Here is a 14803-nt window from a genome sequence, read left to right as displayed (position 1 = left end):
CTCAGTAACGTCCCCACACGAAGCGCGACGACAGCGCGAAGTTCCACACCGCCGCAACCAGTATGCCGGCAAGCGCCGAGGGTGCCCATTGCGCCTGCTGCACGTCGTGCAGGAACGCCGCCACGCCGACATTGGCGATCGCGCCGACCGAGCAGACCAAGCAGAAGCCGATCCAGCCGTCGAGCAGTTGGCGGAAGCCCTTGAGCCGCGCGTCACGATAGGTGAGCGCATTGTTGAGGAAGAAGTTGAACGTCATCGCCGCCAGCGTCGCGACGATCGTGCCGGTGAGGAAGCTGTACCCGAACAGGCGGTAGAACAGCCACAACGCCGCGAAATGCACGCCCGCCCCGAGCGCGCCCACGCCCGAGAACATCGCGAAGCGCACCGGCACCACGCGCCCGAACATGCGGTCATAGAGCGCGATCAGATATTCCATCGCGACGACGTGATCGAGCTTGCTCTCGCCCTCGGCGCGGGTGCGGAAGACATAGGGCAGCTCGACGAAGCGGAGCGGCCGCGGGCTGGCGGTCATGATGTCGAGCAGGATCTTGAAACCGATCGCCGAGAGATGCGGCACCATGCGCCGGACCACTTCGCTGCGGATCATGAAGAAACCACTCATCGGGTCGCTGAGCTCGGCCTTGAGCACGCGGCGCGACAGCTTGGCCGCGAAGGCCGACTTGGCGACGCGGTCGCCGTCCCATTCGCCGGTCCCGCCGCCATCGACGAAACGCGAGCCGATGGCGACGTCGAGGCCGTCATCCGCCTCGAGCGCATCCAGCATCCGCGGCAGCAGCGTCTCGTCATGCTGCATGTCGCCGTCGATCACCGCGACGAACGGCGCGGCGGTGGCGCACATCCCCTCGATCGTCGCGGAAGAGAGACCACGCCGCCCGATGCGCTGGATCACGCGAACGCGCGGATCGATCCGCCCCAGCTCGCGCGCCACGTCGGCGGTGCCGTCCGGGCTGTCGTCGTCGACGAAGATCGCTTCCCAGCGCCGCGCCGCCAGCGCCTTGTCGAGCGCGGCGACGAGCGCGGCCACGTTGCGTTGCTCGTTGAAGGTCGGAATGACGACCGCCAGTTCGAGCAATCCCCGGCTCATCAAAGCGCCTGCAGCACCGCATCGCCCATTTCGGACGTCGAAAGGTTGCCGCCGAGATCCGCGGTGCGCGCACCACCGATCAGCGCCGCGGTCACCGCCGCCTCGATCCGGTCCGCCGCGTCCTCCATGCCCAGCGAGTAGCGCAGCAGCATCGCCGCCGAGAGGATCGTCGCGCAGGGATTGGCCTTGCCCTGCCCGGCGATGTCGGGCGCCGAGCCATGGATCGGCTCGTACAGTCCCTTGCCCGAGCTGCCGAGCGCCGCCGAGGGCAGCATGCCGATCGAGCCGGCGCACATGCTCGCCTGATCCGAAAGGATGTCGCCGAACAGATTCCCCGTGACGATCACGTCGAACTGGCCGGGGTTGCGCACCAGCTGCATCGCGGCGTTGTCGACATACATATGGGTGAGCTCGACATCCGGGAAGCCGGCCGAGACCTCGATCACCACGTCGCGCCACAGCTGCGAGGTTTCGAGGACATTGGCCTTGTCGACCGAGCAGAGCTTCCTGTTGCGCACCCGCGCGGTCTCGAAGCCGACCCGGGCGATTCGCGCCACCTCGTCCTCGTTATAGGACATGATGTCATAGCCTTCGCGGCGGCCGCTCGCGGTGGTGCGCATCCCCTTTTCGCCGAAATAGACGTCGCCGTTGAGCTCGCGCACGATCACCATGTCGATCGCGCCCGCCACCTCGGGCTTGAGTGCCGAGGCATCCTCCAGCCCCGGGAACAGCCGCGCCGGGCGCAGGTTCGCAAACAGCGCGAGTTCCTTGCGCAGGCCGAGGATCGCCTGTTCGGGGCGCAGATGCCGCTCGAGATTGTCGCAGCGCGGATCACCCACCGCACCGAACAGCAGCGCATCGGCGCGCCGGGCGAGGTCGAGCGTGCGCTCGGGAAGCGGATGGCCGTCGCTGAAATACGCCGCGCCACCGACCGGGGCTTCCTCGAAGGTCAGGCCGAGATCGAACGCATCGAGCACGCGGCGCGCCTGTTCGGTGACTTCGGGACCGATCCCGTCGCCGGGAAGAATTGCGATCAGCGGCATTGGTACTCCCACCCACTCAAGTCAGGGGCGCATTACCGCCTCGCGCCGATCACGCAACCGCCCTCTTCAGCCGCTCGACCAGCCGGGCCCGTGCTGCAAGCACTTCGGCCGCCTTGCCGTGGAGCAGGTCGCGCTCGAGGAAATGACCGACGAGCCGCAGGCCCGCAAAGATATCCTCCCACTCCGCCGGCCCGCCCTCCACCACGAAGCGCGGCAGCGGCAGCAGGCGCGATTCATAGCCGATTGCGCCCGAGCGACTGACCGCTGTGCCGCTCTTGGGGCTGACATAGGCGAGGTCGTCGTTGACGCCAGTCGCGGCGCAGCGATCGAGATCGAGCCCGAAGCCGAGCGCGGCGAGCATCAGCAGCTCGTAGCGCACCAAGGCCGCGGCCCAGCCCCGCGCGGCGGGCGCCGCCTCGATCGCGTCGAGCATTCCGCCGAGCGCGGCGTGGATCTGCGGATAGGGCTGCCCCTCGGGCAGCGCCGCGGCGGTGAGCGCGGTCGCCCATTCGAACGCGGCGGCGGGCAGCGGCTCGCGGAACATCGGCGCGCGGCTGTGGACCAGCTCGACGGTGAGCGCAGGCAGCTGCTCCTCGGTCCGCGCGCGCCAGTCGCCGAGGATGACGTTGCCCGGCTGGAGCACCGGCCGCAGCTGCCGCGAACGCCCCCCGCGGACGTAACCGGCCATCAGGCCCGCCTCCGCGGTCAGCGCCCGCACGATCGCGCCGGATTCGCCGTGCGGACGGATCGCGAGGACGAGGGCGGTGGTCGCGAGGTGCATGAGGAGGGTGTAGGCGCTGCGGCCGGCTTTTTCAGCCCCGTCGCAGCTTCCTGCTCAGCCCGTCCAGCCCAGCGGCCTCGACCAGCGCCTTGCCGCCCGCCACCGCGCGATTGAAACCGCCGAGCGCGGTCGTCGCCGCGCGGTTGGCGAGGCTCGGGCGCAGCAGCAGCAGGTCGAGGCAGGCGACCCCGCCGGTCGAATACTGCCGCTTGTGCTGGCCCTCGCCCTCGGTGAAGTCGAACCGCGCGAATTTGCCCTCCGCGAAAAGGTCGCGGAACGCCTCGATCTGCAGCACCGCCCCGGGCGACAGCTCGTTGAACGCAGGGTCGTGCCCGACATATTCATAGATCAGCGTCTCGCCGATCGCCGGGCAGTAGAGATAGGCGGCCGGCGCATCTCCGATATAGAGCAGCCAGGCGCGCACCTCGTCCGCCGCCGCTTTCTCCAGCATCGTGCGCACGAATTCGGGCGTGCCGGGCAGCCCCTCGCCCATCAGCTTTTCCTGATAGGTGTTGACCGCGATGCCGCGCGCGATGCCGTGGAACGCCTGCAATTCGGCCGGCGTGCGGAAGCGCCGCACGTCGAGCTGCCCGCCCGAAACCTGCGCGACCTTCTTGGCCTTGCGCTTCACCCCCTGCCGCGCGTTCGCCGACAGGCTGGCGAGATAGGCATCGTAAGTGCCGCTCAAGTCCGCGAAGTAGCGGTTGTAGCGCTGGCGCACGAAGCCGATCATCCCGCCCGAGGCATAGGTCATCGCCTCCAGCCGGTCTTCGGGCAGCGAGGTCACGATGTAGCCCTGCGCGTCGTCGGGCAGCGGCGGAAGCTGCGGCAGTCGCCCCTCGCGCGCGCCGTCGAGGCTCACCGGCACCGGCACCATCGTCCGCTTGACGCGCAGCACGGTGCGCGCGCCGATGCGGAAGTTGAGCGCGGCGGCGGCGACGCTGGTCACGCGGCGCGCTCCGCCACCAGGTTCGACCACAGCTGCTGCGCCTGGCGGATCCGCGTGCGGATCAGGCTGGGTCCGAGCGGCGCGTCGTCGCGGTCGAGCGGAAGGTCGGGAAGCCCGTCGAAATGGCTGGTGACGAGCGCGCCGCGGCGCTCCGCGAGCATGCGGCACAGCGCCTCGAAACGGTGGACGTGGACGGCATTGGGGCGCGTGCCCGCGCGGTTGGCGAGCTCGAAGCCGTGGCTCACGATCGTCACCGCGACATGCCCCGCGCGCACCGCGTGATCGAGCGCGTCGCGCATCTCGGCGGTCGAGAGCGCGCAGATCTGGAAATGGCGCAGGTGCCCGGCGCGATCCTCGATCAGCGTCACCGGCAGCTCGATGATCCCGCGATGCGCGACCGGCGCGATCTGGCGCTCGGGCAGTCCGATAGCGCTCGGCCAGGGATGCTCGGAGCCGTTGTGGCTGCTGTCGTAGCGGAAGCCGAGCTCGGCCAATGCCGTCAGCGTGTCGTCGCTCGCCGAATAGCTGCCCGAGCGGAACGCCACCGGCTTGCGCACACCCGCCGCGACGAGCAGGTCCGACGCGGCACGGATCAGCTCGCGCTGTTCGGCGAGCGTGAAGTCGATCAGCTCGAACGAGGCGTGCTTCGTCCGGTCTTCGGCGCTTGCTGCGGCCCAGTTCGGGTGAAGATGGAGTTGCACCTCTTGCCCCGCCTCCAGGATCGCGCCGGCCACGCGCCTGATCGGATCGAGGCCATAGGCGACGGCCGGCATCGGATCGACGAAGAAGGTCGCCTTGAGATCATGCTCGGCGAGCGTGCGGAGTTGGTAGCCGATACCGACCCCGGCCGGCTCGAGCGAGCGATCGGCAATCACATCGATGTCGAGCCCGGCGGCGTGGTGACGCCACATCAGCTCGGTATCGACGGTCAGGAAGACACGAGTCGGCATGGGCGCGGAATAGCGAGCGGCCGTGAAGAAATCGCAAAGCCACCGTCGAATTCATGAACGATGCCGTTCATTATATTGACAAAGCTGACACGATACGGGGGTATCACGCGCGCGGACCGTCGATGCGATCGCGCGGGCCAGCGGCCTGAAGGAGACGATCGGACATCGGACAAGCATAGCCGAATCGACAGCTGTAGGAAAATGCCGACTGGCATGAGGCGACTGGCAACTCCCGAAAGCCGGATGGGGGATCGGCCTAGGGTCTGATCCCCCATTTGCCGTATTCGGTGTCGATGCGCGGCGACATCATCCGCGCCGCGGCGAGATCGGTGTCGCTCCCGGCCTGGCCCGCAGCCTTGCGCACGACGCCGCGCATGTAGAGCGCCGCCGCCATGTCGGGCTCGGCATCCAGCGCGGCGTTGAGGTCGCCGAGCGCCTCCTCGGTGCGGCCGAGCCGGAAATAGACCATCGCCCGGCTGTCGAGCGCGGGCGCGGGATTGTCGCTCAGCTCGATCGCGCGCGTGCAGTCCTTGAGCGCGGTGTCGAGCGCGAGCTGGCGCGTGCCCTTGAGCCAGCAACGGCTGTTGAGCAGCGAGGGATTGCCCGGATGCGCGGTCACCGCCGCGTCGAGCAGCGCCAGCGCCTCGTCCGCGCGGCCGTCATCGGCGAGCAGATCGGCCTTGAGCGAGACGAAGTCGGGCTTGTCCTTGCCCCCCGCCTCGATCTGCCGCTCGACCATCTCCAGCGCCTCGGCACGCTGGCCCTTCTCGCCGCGCAGGTTGATCGCGGTGCTGATCGCCGTGGACGAGCCGGGATCGAGCTCGCGCGCGGCATCGGCATCGGCGATCGCCTTGTCGAGCTGCCCGTTCGCCTCGAACAGGCCGGCGCGGCGCAGGTGCGAGTCGACCGACGGCTCGATCGCGATCGCCTTGTCCATGTCCTTGATCGCCGCCGGATAGTCGAACACACGCTCGTAGAACCAGGCGCGGTGGATATAGCCTTCGGCCTCGTTCGGATCCTTGGCGATGCGCTGCCCATAGGCAGCCAGGATCTTCTGGAACGACCCGTTCCTGCGCGCGGTCGCCACCTCCTGCCAGCGCTGCGGATAGGCGGCGGGAGCGACCGCGCGAAGCAGGCGCGTCTTGGCCTGGGCGAGTTGCTGGCGCGCGGCGCCGATCTCGGCCGGCGCGACCTCGGCGCCGGTGGCGATGCGCCGGTCCTCGACGGTGAGCACGCCGCCCGCCAGGCTGGTCTGGCGGGCCAGCACGCGTCCGGCAATCTGCGCCGGCAGCTTCTCGTCGCCGTCGAAGGCGAAGCCCGTCCCGCCGCCCGGCAGGCGATAGCTGAAGCGAGTGCGGCTATGGCCCGGGTCGCCGGTCGAGACCGGCAGGTCGCGCCACGCCGCGCGGCTGCGGTCGGGTTCGAAGCCGATTCCCTGCACCGCGGTGTCGAGCGTGATCTTGAAGCGCTCATTCTCGCGCGACCAGCCGGGATAGGCGATGCCCGCCGCGGTCATCACCGCGGTGCCCGCGACATCGTCGAAGCTCAGCTTGCGCTCGGTATAGGTGCTGCCCGAGACATATTCGTCGATGGCGCTTCCGGCTATCTTCTCGATCTCGTCCTTGCCCAGCGCCGCGGTCGCGGCGCGCAGCATCTGGACGATCTGGCCGCGCATGGTGACCTTCGCGGTGAACGGCGCGGGAAAATGGATGCCGGCGCTCTGATCGATGTCGATCTCGGCATCGATGTCGGGCCGCGCGCTCGGACGCACCGGCAGCGCGATCAGCTCCGCACCGGCCTCGCGCAGCGGGAGCGCGTTGTGGAACGGCGGGACGTTGCCGAGATCGGCGAGCCGGTCGCCGCCCGAGGTGCCGTCGAGCCACAGGCTCTCGCCGCCGATCACGGCGCGCACGATGACATGGTCGAACGCGCCGGGCATCGGCAGCCGCTTCGGCACCAGGTCGCCGAGCTTGCTGTGCACGAGCACCGCTTCCGCCTCCACGCCGAGCTCGCGCAGGATGGCGAGCAGCAGCAACGTCTTGGCCTTGCAGTCGCCATAGCGCAGCGACCAGGTCTCGGCGGGCGTCTGCGGCACGTAATTGCCCTGCGCCATGCCGTTGAACAGGTAGCGGACCTTGTCCTGCACCAGCTGCAGCGCCGCGGCGGCGCGCGTGCGCTGGTCGGTCGAGGCGGCGGCGATCGCGGCGACCTCCTTGGCCAGCGCGCTGTCCGGCGCGATCAGGCCCTGGGTTCGGTAAAGCGGCGCCATCGTCCGGGCGACCGCCGGCCAGTCGCCATAGCTGGTCGCGTCGATGAAGGTCATCGGCTGGAACCGCGCCGGGATGTCCTTGGGCAGGTCCGGCACCTTGGCGATGGGCAGGGCGACCTCGATCTCACGATAGCCGCCGCCGATCCGGGTCTCGGCGGGCTTCACCCAATCGGCATAGGAACGCCAGTTGAGCTTCGCCGCCTCCGGCCACAGCAGCCGCACGCGGCCGAACTGGACCCGCATCGGCTCGGGAAACAGCGGCGCGCTGCCCTGCACCTCGCCGCCGAGCGTCGGGTCCTTGCGCGTGGTCGAGAAACGCACGCGCAGCACGTCGCCGACGCGCAGTCCCTCGACCGGCATCGTCGCGGTGAGCATGCCGTCGAGCTGCATCTGCTCGAGCTTCTGCTCGCGCCGGATCACCGACAGCTGCTTGCCGCCAGCGAGCAAGTCGATCGTCTCGCCCCCGCGCACGATCGAGGCGCTATGGACGATCAGGTCGCCGCGGTCGGGGCTCCAGGGGAGCGTGATCGTGCCGGCCTGGGTCAGCACCTGCGGCGAGGCGATCCGCGTCGCGCTCTCGACATAGTGCCATACCTGCCCCTCGGCGAAGCGCTGCTGCTGGTCGAAGACCAGGAAGACCGGCGAATCCTCGCCGAGCTTCGCCGGATCGATCGGCGGCGCCGGCTTCACCCAGTCGGGCGCCGGCTGGTAGAGCGGCTTGTCGTCCGCCCAGGCGGGCGCGGCCGATGCGAGCAGCACGGCCAGCAACGCGGTCTTACGGATCATGGTAACCCCCGGTGTTTCCACCGGAACCTAGCGCCGCCCACGAGGGTAGCAAGCGCGATCAGCGCGTGTGGTAGAAGTCGTAGACTTGCTGCGCGACCGCAGCGCTGACACCGGGCGCCTTTTTGAGGTCGTCGAGGCTCGCCCCGCGCACCGCGCGCGCGGTACCGAAATGCATGAGCAGCGCCTTCTTGCGCGCCGGGCCGATGCCCGGGACCTCGTCGAGCGGGCTCGCGGTGATCGCCTTGGCGCGCTTCTGGCGGTGCGCGCCGATCGCGAAGCGGTGCACCTCGTCGCGCAGCTTCTGGATGTGGAACAAAGCGGGCGAGTTGGCCGGCAACATCCGCTCGCTGCCGTCCATCAGGTGGAACACCTCGCGCCCCTCGCGCCCGTGATGCGGCCCCTTGGCCACGCCGACGAGGCAGACATCCTCGATCCCCAGTTCCTCCAGCACCGCGCGCGCCGCGTTGAGCTGGCCGCGTCCGCCGTCGATCAGCACCAGGTCCGGCCACACGCCCTTGTCGCGGTCGGGATCCTCCTCCTGCGCGCGGCTGAAGCGGCGCGTGAACACCTCGCGCATCATCGCGAAATCATCGTCGGTCGCCGCGCTGCGGATGTTGAACTTGCGATACTGGCCGGTGCGGAACCCCTCCGGCCCGGCGACGATCATCGCGCCGACCGCATTGGTCCCCTGGATGTGCGAATTGTCGTAGACCTCGATCCGGTCGGGCGGCTCGGCCAGCCCGAACAGGTCGGCGATGTCGCGCAGGATCTTCGCCTGAGTCGTCGATTCCGCCATGCGCCGGTCGAGCGCCTCGACCGCGTTGCGCTGCGCCTGCTCCATCAGCCGGCGCCGCGCGCCGCGCTGGGGGCGCGACAGCTCGACCTTGAAGCCCGCGCGCTCGGCCAGCGCCTCGGCGAGCACCGGCCCCTCGGACAATTCGCGGTCGAGCAGCACCGTCCTGGGCGGCGGCACCTCCTCGTAGAATTGCATGAGGAACTGGGCGAGCACCTCCTCCTCGGGCACCTCGGCGGTGTGCGCGGGAAAGAAGGCGCGATGGCCCCAATTCTGCCCGCCGCGGATGAAGAAGGCCTGGATGCCCATCACCCCCTGCTTGCAGGCGAGCGCGAAGATGTCGGCGTCGCCCACCCCCTCGGCATTGATCGCCTGGCTGCCCTGGATGAAGGTCAGCGCCTTCAACCGGTCGCGCAGTACCGCGGCGAGCTCGAAGTCGAGATTGGCCGACGCGGCCTGCATCTGCTCGCCGAGCTTGGCCTGGACCTTGGTCGACTTGCCCATCAGGAAGTCGCGCGCGTCGGCGACGAGTTCCGCGTAACCCTCCGTGTCGATGCGATCGACGCACGGCGCCGAGCAGCGGCGGATCTGGTAGAGCAGGCACGGCCGGTCGCGGGTGTTGAAGAAGCCGTCGGTGCACGACCGCAGCAGGAACAGCTTCTGCAAGGCGTTGAGCGTCTTGCGCACCTGTCCCGCCCCGGCGAACGGCCCGAAATAGTCGCCCTTGATACGCCGCGCGCCGCGATGGAGCTGGACGCGGGGGAAGGCGTGGTCGCCGCGCAGCAGGATATAGGGAAACGACTTATCGTCGCGCAGCAGGACATTGTAGGCGGGACGGAAGCGCTTGATCAGCTGCGCCTCGAGCAGCAGCGCCTCGGCCTCGTTGTTGGTGGTCACCACCGTCATCGAGCGGGTCTGCGCGATCATCCGACGCAGGCGGTTGGAGAGCTTGGCGGGCTGAGTGTAGTTGGCGACGCGGTTCTTCAGCGCGCGTGCCTTGCCGACATAGAGCACGTCGCCGCGGGCGTCCTGCATGCGGTACACGCCGGGCCGCGCGGGCAGCGTCTTGAGCACGTTGCGGATCGCCGCCACGCCCGCGTCGAGATCGGGCGTCTCCGACCCGCGCACGGCGTAGGTCGCGGTCTCCTCGTTGAAACGGTTGGGGGCATTGGGTTTCGACATCTTCGTGGCGATGTAAGCGGATTGCGCCGCACTTTCCATCTGATAGCCTGACGGAAAAAGGGGATATTGCCATGCGCTTGCTGACCATGCTTCTCGCCACCAGCCTGCTCGCCGCGCCGGTGCCCGCCCTCGCCGGGCCGGACTTCGCGCCGGCAGTCGAAGCGGACTATGCCGCGCATCTCGAGAAATTGTTCCTCGACTTCCACAAGAACCCCGAGCTCTCGTTCAAGGAGACGCGCACCGCCGCGATCATGGCGAAGGAACTGCGCGCCGTGGGCGGGATCGAGGTGACCGAGAAGGTCGGCGGCACCGGCGTGGTCGGGGTGATGAAGAATGGCGACGGGCCGGTGGTGCTGGTGCGCGCCGACATGGACGCGCTGCCGCTCAAGGAAGACAGCGGGCTGTCCTATATGTCCACCGTGACGCAGCAGGACATCGACGGGATCACCAAGCCGGTGATGCACGCCTGCGGCCATGACGTGCACATCACCTCGCTGATCGGCACCGCGCGCCAGCTCGCGAAGATGAAGGACCGCTGGAAGGGTACCGTCGTGTTCGTCGTCCAGCCGGGCGAGGAACGAATCGACGGGGCGCGGCGGATGCTCGCCGACGGGCTCTACACGCGCTTCCCCAAGCCCGATTACGCCGTCGCCTTCCACGTCACCGCGGGCATTCCCACCGGCAAGATCGGGCTTGAGCCGGGGATCAGCTCCTCCTCGTCGGACAGCGTCGACATCACCATCCACGGCGTCGGCACCCACGGCGCCGCGCCGCACATGGGCAAGGACCCGATCGTGATGGGCGCGGAGATCGTGATGGCGCTGCAGACCCTGGTCAGCCGCGAGATCGCGCCGCTCAAGCCCGGCGTGGTCACGGTCGGCTCGTTCCATTCGGGGTTCAAGCACAACATCATCTCGGACAAGGCCGAGCTCCAGCTCACGGTGCGCTCGGACGACGAGGAGACCCGCAAGAAGCTGCTCGACGGGATCAAGCGCATCGCCGCCAATGTCGGCCGCATGAACGGGCTGCCCGAGGACAAGCTGCCGCAGGTCAGGGTCGGGTTCGAAATCGACCCCGGTGACCCGCAACGACCCGGCGCTGACCCAGCGCGTGCGCGGCGCCTTCACCAGCGCGTTCGGCGAGGGCATCCTGCATGTCGAGGAGCGCCAGAGCATGGGCGCCGAGGACTTCGCCTATTTCATCCAGCAGGAGCTGGGCGTGCCCGGCGCCTATTTCGTCGTCGGCGGCACCCCGCAGGCGGAGATCGACGCGGGCAAGAAGGGCGGCAAGCCGGTGCCCGCGCACCATTCGCCCTTCTTCAAGGTCGAGCCAAAGCCGTCGGTGACGCTGGGCACGCAGGCGATGACGGTGGCGGTGCTCGACCTGCTCAAGAAATAGCGGCCATGTCGTTCGTCGAACGACCGATTGCGGGCACATCCGACCGGGCATAGCTTCTCGCCCTGACCTGATAGGGGAGGTTCGCATGAGATACGCCATTGCCGCCGCGCTGCTGCTCGCCGCGGCCACGCCGCTCGCCGCGCAGAAGGTGACGCCGGCGATCACCGCCGCGCTCGCCGACAGCTCGCGCCCGGCCGAGCAGCGCGAGCGCGACGCCGCGCGCAAACCCGCCGAGATCCTCGCCTTCGCCGGGATCAAGCCGGGGCAGAAGGTCGCGGACTTCATCATGGGCGGCGGCTATTGGACGCGCATCCTGTCGCCGCTGGTCGGGCCGAAGGGCAAGGTCTATGCCTATCAGCCCGCCGAGTTCATCAAGTTCCGCGCCGCCTATGGCGAGGAGCAGAAGACCGCGGTCGCTGGGCTCGCCAACACCGTCGCGCTGAACGACAGCCTGGGGGCATTGATCTTCCCCGAGCCGCTCGACGCGATCGTCACCGTCCAGAACTATCACGACCTGTTCCTGCAGCCGTTCCCCAAGGGGACCGGCGAGGCGGTGACGCGCAAGCTCTACAACTCGCTGAAGCCCGGCGGCGTGCTGCTGGTGGTCGACCATGTCGCCAACGCCGACCCGGAGAACAAGGCGCCGACCGCGCTCCACCGCATCGACCCGAACGTCGCGCGGCGCGAGCTCGAAAAGGCCGGCTTCCGCTTCGCCGGCAAGCTCGACCTGCTGCGCAACACCACCGATCCGCACACTGCGAGCGTGTTCGACGCCTCAATCCGCGGCAAGACCGACCAGTTCGTGTTCAAGTTCGTGCGGCCCCGCGCCCAATGATCCGTGCGGCGATCGTCGCCATCGCGCTCGCCGCGGCGCCACCGGCATGGGCGAACAGCGCGGTCGAGGCGCAACTCGCGCAGATCGGCAAGCCGGCGGCGGTGTTCGTGATCGGCGACGGCCCCGAGCAAGGCTATGCCGAGGGTCTCGCCGATCCCGGCACCGGCCGCGAGCTCACCGTCGACACGCCGGTGCGGATCGCGAGCAACACCAAGACCTTCACAGCCGCCGCGGTGCTGCGGCTGTGGGAACAGGGCCGGATCGACCTCGACGCGCCGATCGGCGGGCTGATCAACCCGCGGCTCGACCGCATCCTGCGCGCCGACGGCTATGACACCAAGGCGATCACCGTCCGTCACCTGCTCAGCCATAGCGGCGGGCTCTACGACCATGGCGGCGACAAGCGCTTCGTCGAATCGCTGATGACCGACCCGGGCAAGGTGTGGACGCGCGAAGCGCTGGTGAAGCTCGCCACCGACTATGCCGACCCGCAGAGCAAGCCCGGCACCGAGTTCCGCTATTCGGACACCGGCTACATCCTGCTCGGCGACATCGTCGAGCGCATCACCGGCAAGACGCTCGCCAGCTCGGTGCGCGCGCTGCTCAAGCTCGATTCGCTCGGGCTCGGCGCGACCTGGTGGGAGATTTACGAGGCGCCGCCCAAGGGTGCTCAGGGCCGTGCGCGGCAGTTCATCGGCGACAGGGACGTGACCGCGGTCGATCCGTCGATGGACCTGTTCGGCGGCGGCGGGCAGCTCATGTCGGCACGCGACCTCGCGACCTTCTTCAAGGCGCTGTTCGAGGGCCGCGTGTTCGACAAGCCGGGAACGATCAGGGAGATGCTGTGGAAGGGACCGCACAAGAATGCGGACACCTACCGCCTCGGCATCTTCGTCCAGCACACGCCCAAGGGCGAGCGCTACTGGCACAGCGGTTTCTGGGGCACCTATGCCGCCTATGCCCCGGCGAGCGGGATCGCGCTCGGCGCGGTGACGACGAAGCAGGGCACCAAGCCGCTGATGCCGCTGGTCGACCAGTTGATGCGGCAGGCGCCCTAGGCGCCGCTCCGGGTGGAACGGCGCCCTTCGGCGCTTACTGCCAGTCGGCGCGACCTTCCTTGCCGTCGAGGAACGGCCGCACGGTCGCCGTCAGCTCGGGCGCGAGGAAGATGTCGTAATGGGTGCGGCCGGGCAGGATCGCGAGGCGATGCCGGGTCATGTGCTCGCGCTGCCACCCGCCGTCGCGCTGACCGCCGCCGAGCAGCTTGAAGAACTCGACCGTCGCCTCGGGCCGCCACATGTCGGCGTCGCCGACCACCAGCATGACCGGCATGGTGAGCGCCTTGACCTGCGCCGACCAGTCGAAGTCGCGGCGCATCAGCTCGCCCATCCGGTCGAGCAGCCGCGGGAAATCCTCGGGCTTGGGCGCGAGCGCCATATAGCCCTTGTACATCGGCGTCTCCTTCATCATCGGCGCCATCGCGGCGCCGACCTGGCGCTGCATCGGGATCATCTCCGGCTGGATGCCCGAGGTGGCGTGGGTCATCGACAGCAAAGCCAGCCGCCGCACCCGCGCGGGCGCCTGGACCGCGAGCTGCAGCGCGACGCCGCCGCCCATCGAATAGCCCATCACGTCGACTTGGCTGTAACCGAGCTTGCCGAGCAGCACGTCCATGTCGCGACCCATCGCGGCGAGGTCGATCGGACGATCGCCCAGCACGGTGCGGCCATGACCCTGGAGATCGACCAGGATCACCTGCCGCCCGGCGCCGAGCTTGGGGAGCACCGGATCGAACATCGCGCCCGAGCCGAGCCCGCCGTGCAGGAGCAGCAGCGGCTCGCCCTGTCCGCGTACCTCGTAATAATAGGCGATCCCCGCGATCTCGACGGTGCCGGAGCGGACCGGCGCGAGCTGCGCCGCGGCGGCCGGGGCGGTCTGGGCGTGGGCGGCGAGAGGCGTGATCAGCGCGGCGGCGGCGACCAGCAGGTGCGAGCGAATGCGATGGAACATGTGTCATCTCCTGATCGAGCGCAGCCAGTTGCGCTCTCGACAGGACGACGAACGACCATCGCCGTTCTCGACACAGGATCCGAAAAAATTTCGCCCGCGCGGTCCGAAACCGCGCGGGCGAAGGGTCAGAAGCGGAAGCCGAGGCCGACCGTGCCTTGGTGGCGGTGGCCGCCCCAGTCATAGTCCGAGTAGCGATATTCGGTGCGAACCAGGAACTTGCCGATGTCGAGCTCCATGCCGGCACCCAGGCGATAGCCGTCGCTGTTGCCGGCGAGCTTCTGGTCGGGCGAGGCCGGGGTCGACAGATTGTCGTAGCTCTCCTTGATCCGCACGTTGGTATAACCCGCCTTGCCGTAGAGCATCAGGTTCGGCGCCACGACCATTCCGAGCCGGCCACCGACGTACAGGTCGCGCCCGATATGATAACAGTTGCGCTGGCTGCTGCCGGCGATGCTGGAGGTCTGGCACTCGCCCGTGGTGGTGCCCGTCACCTCGGCTTCGGCGCCGTAGCGCAGACTGCCCGATCCCAGATCATAGGTGACCGCGCCGCCGTAGACGAAGCCGGTCGGATCGTCGCTCCCGCCGCTCGAATGATCGACGCCGCCGATCGCGACGATGCTGGGACCGGTGAACGGCTCGGCGTCCTGCGCCATGGCAGGGGCCGCGACGAGAATCGCAGGCAGAATCATTGCTTTGGCAAAA

General features: G+C 68.8%; 12 protein-coding genes. 3 read left to right on the top strand and 9 right to left on the bottom strand.

Annotation, left to right across the window (positions count from 1 at the left end; genetic code table 11):
• Position 1 precedes the first annotated feature (1 nt).
• The 7 genes from ACO227_RS10030 to uvrC all read right to left on the bottom strand — a co-directional run bounded on the left by ACO227_RS10030 (position 2) and on the right by uvrC (position 9858).
• Complete coding sequence (locus ACO227_RS10030) at positions 2-1105, bottom strand: glycosyltransferase family 2 protein (RefSeq protein ID WP_423601702.1); 1104 nt, start codon at positions 1103-1105, stop codon at positions 2-4.
• Positions 1105-2148 carry a 3-isopropylmalate dehydrogenase gene (leuB, locus tag ACO227_RS10025; protein WP_423601701.1) on the bottom strand — a complete coding sequence of 348 codons (1044 nt, stop codon included), beginning with the start codon at positions 2146-2148 and terminating at the stop codon, positions 1105-1107. The genes ACO227_RS10030 and leuB overlap by 1 nt, the downstream gene beginning before the upstream one ends.
• A gap of 49 nt (positions 2149-2197) precedes the next feature.
• Entirely contained in the window at positions 2198-2929 is a 732-nt protein-coding gene (recO, locus tag ACO227_RS10020) for a DNA repair protein RecO (protein ID WP_423601700.1), read from the bottom strand.
• 31 nt (positions 2930-2960) lie between these two features.
• Positions 2961-3878, bottom strand: coding sequence for a GNAT family N-acetyltransferase (locus ACO227_RS10015; protein ID WP_423601699.1), 918 nt, complete (start codon positions 3876-3878; stop codon positions 2961-2963).
• Entirely contained in the window at positions 3875-4828 is a 954-nt protein-coding gene (locus tag ACO227_RS10010) for a polysaccharide deacetylase family protein (RefSeq protein WP_423601698.1), read from the bottom strand. The genes ACO227_RS10015 and ACO227_RS10010 overlap by 4 nt, the downstream gene beginning before the upstream one ends.
• 256 nt (positions 4829-5084) lie before the next feature.
• Positions 5085-7883 carry a DUF3857 domain-containing protein gene (locus ACO227_RS10005; RefSeq protein ID WP_423601697.1) on the bottom strand — a complete coding sequence of 933 codons (2799 nt, stop codon included), beginning with the start codon at positions 7881-7883 and terminating at the stop codon, positions 5085-5087.
• A 58-nt stretch (positions 7884-7941) separates the two neighbouring features.
• Complete coding sequence (gene uvrC / locus ACO227_RS10000) at positions 7942-9858, bottom strand: excinuclease ABC subunit UvrC (RefSeq protein WP_423601696.1); 1917 nt, start codon at positions 9856-9858, stop codon at positions 7942-7944.
• Between the two features lie 71 nt (positions 9859-9929).
• Here uvrC and ACO227_RS09995 point away from each other — a divergent pair, with 71 nt between their 5' ends.
• From ACO227_RS09995 to ACO227_RS09985, 3 genes are read left to right on the top strand one after another with little or no spacing between them, the layout of a single operon-like run.
• A complete protein-coding gene (locus ACO227_RS09995) occupies positions 9930-11309 on the top strand; it encodes an amidohydrolase (protein WP_423601695.1) in 1380 nt (459 codons plus the stop codon).
• Between the two features lie 32 nt (positions 11310-11341).
• Positions 11342-12091 carry a class I SAM-dependent methyltransferase gene (locus ACO227_RS09990; RefSeq protein ID WP_423601694.1) on the top strand — a complete coding sequence of 250 codons (750 nt, stop codon included), beginning with the start codon at positions 11342-11344 and terminating at the stop codon, positions 12089-12091.
• The gene (locus ACO227_RS09985) at positions 12088-13149 is read left to right on the top strand and encodes a serine hydrolase domain-containing protein (RefSeq protein WP_423601693.1); all 1062 of its coding nucleotides are present in this window, start codon (positions 12088-12090) and stop codon (positions 13147-13149) included. Before ACO227_RS09990 ends, ACO227_RS09985 begins: the two co-directional genes overlap by 4 nt.
• A 34-nt stretch (positions 13150-13183) precedes the next feature.
• Here ACO227_RS09985 and ACO227_RS09980 read toward each other — a convergent pair whose 3' ends face one another.
• Together ACO227_RS09980 and ACO227_RS09975 are read right to left on the bottom strand one after the other, a co-directional pair.
• Positions 13184-14101 carry an alpha/beta fold hydrolase gene (locus ACO227_RS09980; protein ID WP_423601692.1) on the bottom strand — a complete coding sequence of 306 codons (918 nt, stop codon included), beginning with the start codon at positions 14099-14101 and terminating at the stop codon, positions 13184-13186.
• Positions 14102-14226: 125 nt separating this feature from the next.
• Positions 14227-14790, bottom strand: a complete 564-nt coding sequence (locus ACO227_RS09975; RefSeq protein ID WP_423601691.1) for an outer membrane protein — start codon at positions 14788-14790, stop codon at positions 14227-14229.
• Between the last annotated feature and the right edge of the window lie 13 nt (positions 14791-14803).

The sequence above is a fragment of the Sphingomonas sp. MS122 genome (assembly GCF_049532975.1).
Lineage (GTDB): Bacteria > Pseudomonadota > Alphaproteobacteria > Sphingomonadales > Sphingomonadaceae > Sphingomonas.
This window is presented reverse-complemented; position numbering and strand designations above follow the sequence as displayed.

Bases quoted from the DNA above. Each gene is read 5' to 3' on its own strand.
- ACO227_RS10030 (WP_423601702.1), bottom strand. From the start codon at position 1,105: ATGAGCCGGGGATTGCTCGAACTGGCGGTCGTCATTCCGACCTTCAAC.
- leuB (WP_423601701.1), bottom strand. From the start codon at position 2,148: ATGCCGCTGATCGCAATTCTTCCCGGCGACGGGATCGGTCCCGAAGTC.
- recO (WP_423601700.1), bottom strand. From the start codon at position 2,929: ATGCACCTCGCGACCACCGCCCTCGTCCTCGCGATCCGTCCGCACGGC.
- ACO227_RS10010 (WP_423601698.1), bottom strand. From the start codon at position 4,828: ATGCCGACTCGTGTCTTCCTGACCGTCGATACCGAGCTGATGTGGCGT.
- ACO227_RS10005 (WP_423601697.1), bottom strand. From the start codon at position 7,883: ATGATCCGTAAGACCGCGTTGCTGGCCGTGCTGCTCGCATCGGCCGCG.
- uvrC (WP_423601696.1), bottom strand. From the start codon at position 9,858: ATGTCGAAACCCAATGCCCCCAACCGTTTCAACGAGGAGACCGCGACC.
- ACO227_RS09995 (WP_423601695.1), top strand. From the start codon at position 9,930: ATGCGCTTGCTGACCATGCTTCTCGCCACCAGCCTGCTCGCCGCGCCG.
- ACO227_RS09990 (WP_423601694.1), top strand. From the start codon at position 11,342: ATGAGATACGCCATTGCCGCCGCGCTGCTGCTCGCCGCGGCCACGCCG.
- ACO227_RS09985 (WP_423601693.1), top strand. From the start codon at position 12,088: ATGATCCGTGCGGCGATCGTCGCCATCGCGCTCGCCGCGGCGCCACCG.
- ACO227_RS09980 (WP_423601692.1), bottom strand. From the start codon at position 14,101: ATGTTCCATCGCATTCGCTCGCACCTGCTGGTCGCCGCCGCCGCGCTG.
- ACO227_RS09975 (WP_423601691.1), bottom strand. From the start codon at position 14,790: ATGATTCTGCCTGCGATTCTCGTCGCGGCCCCTGCCATGGCGCAGGAC.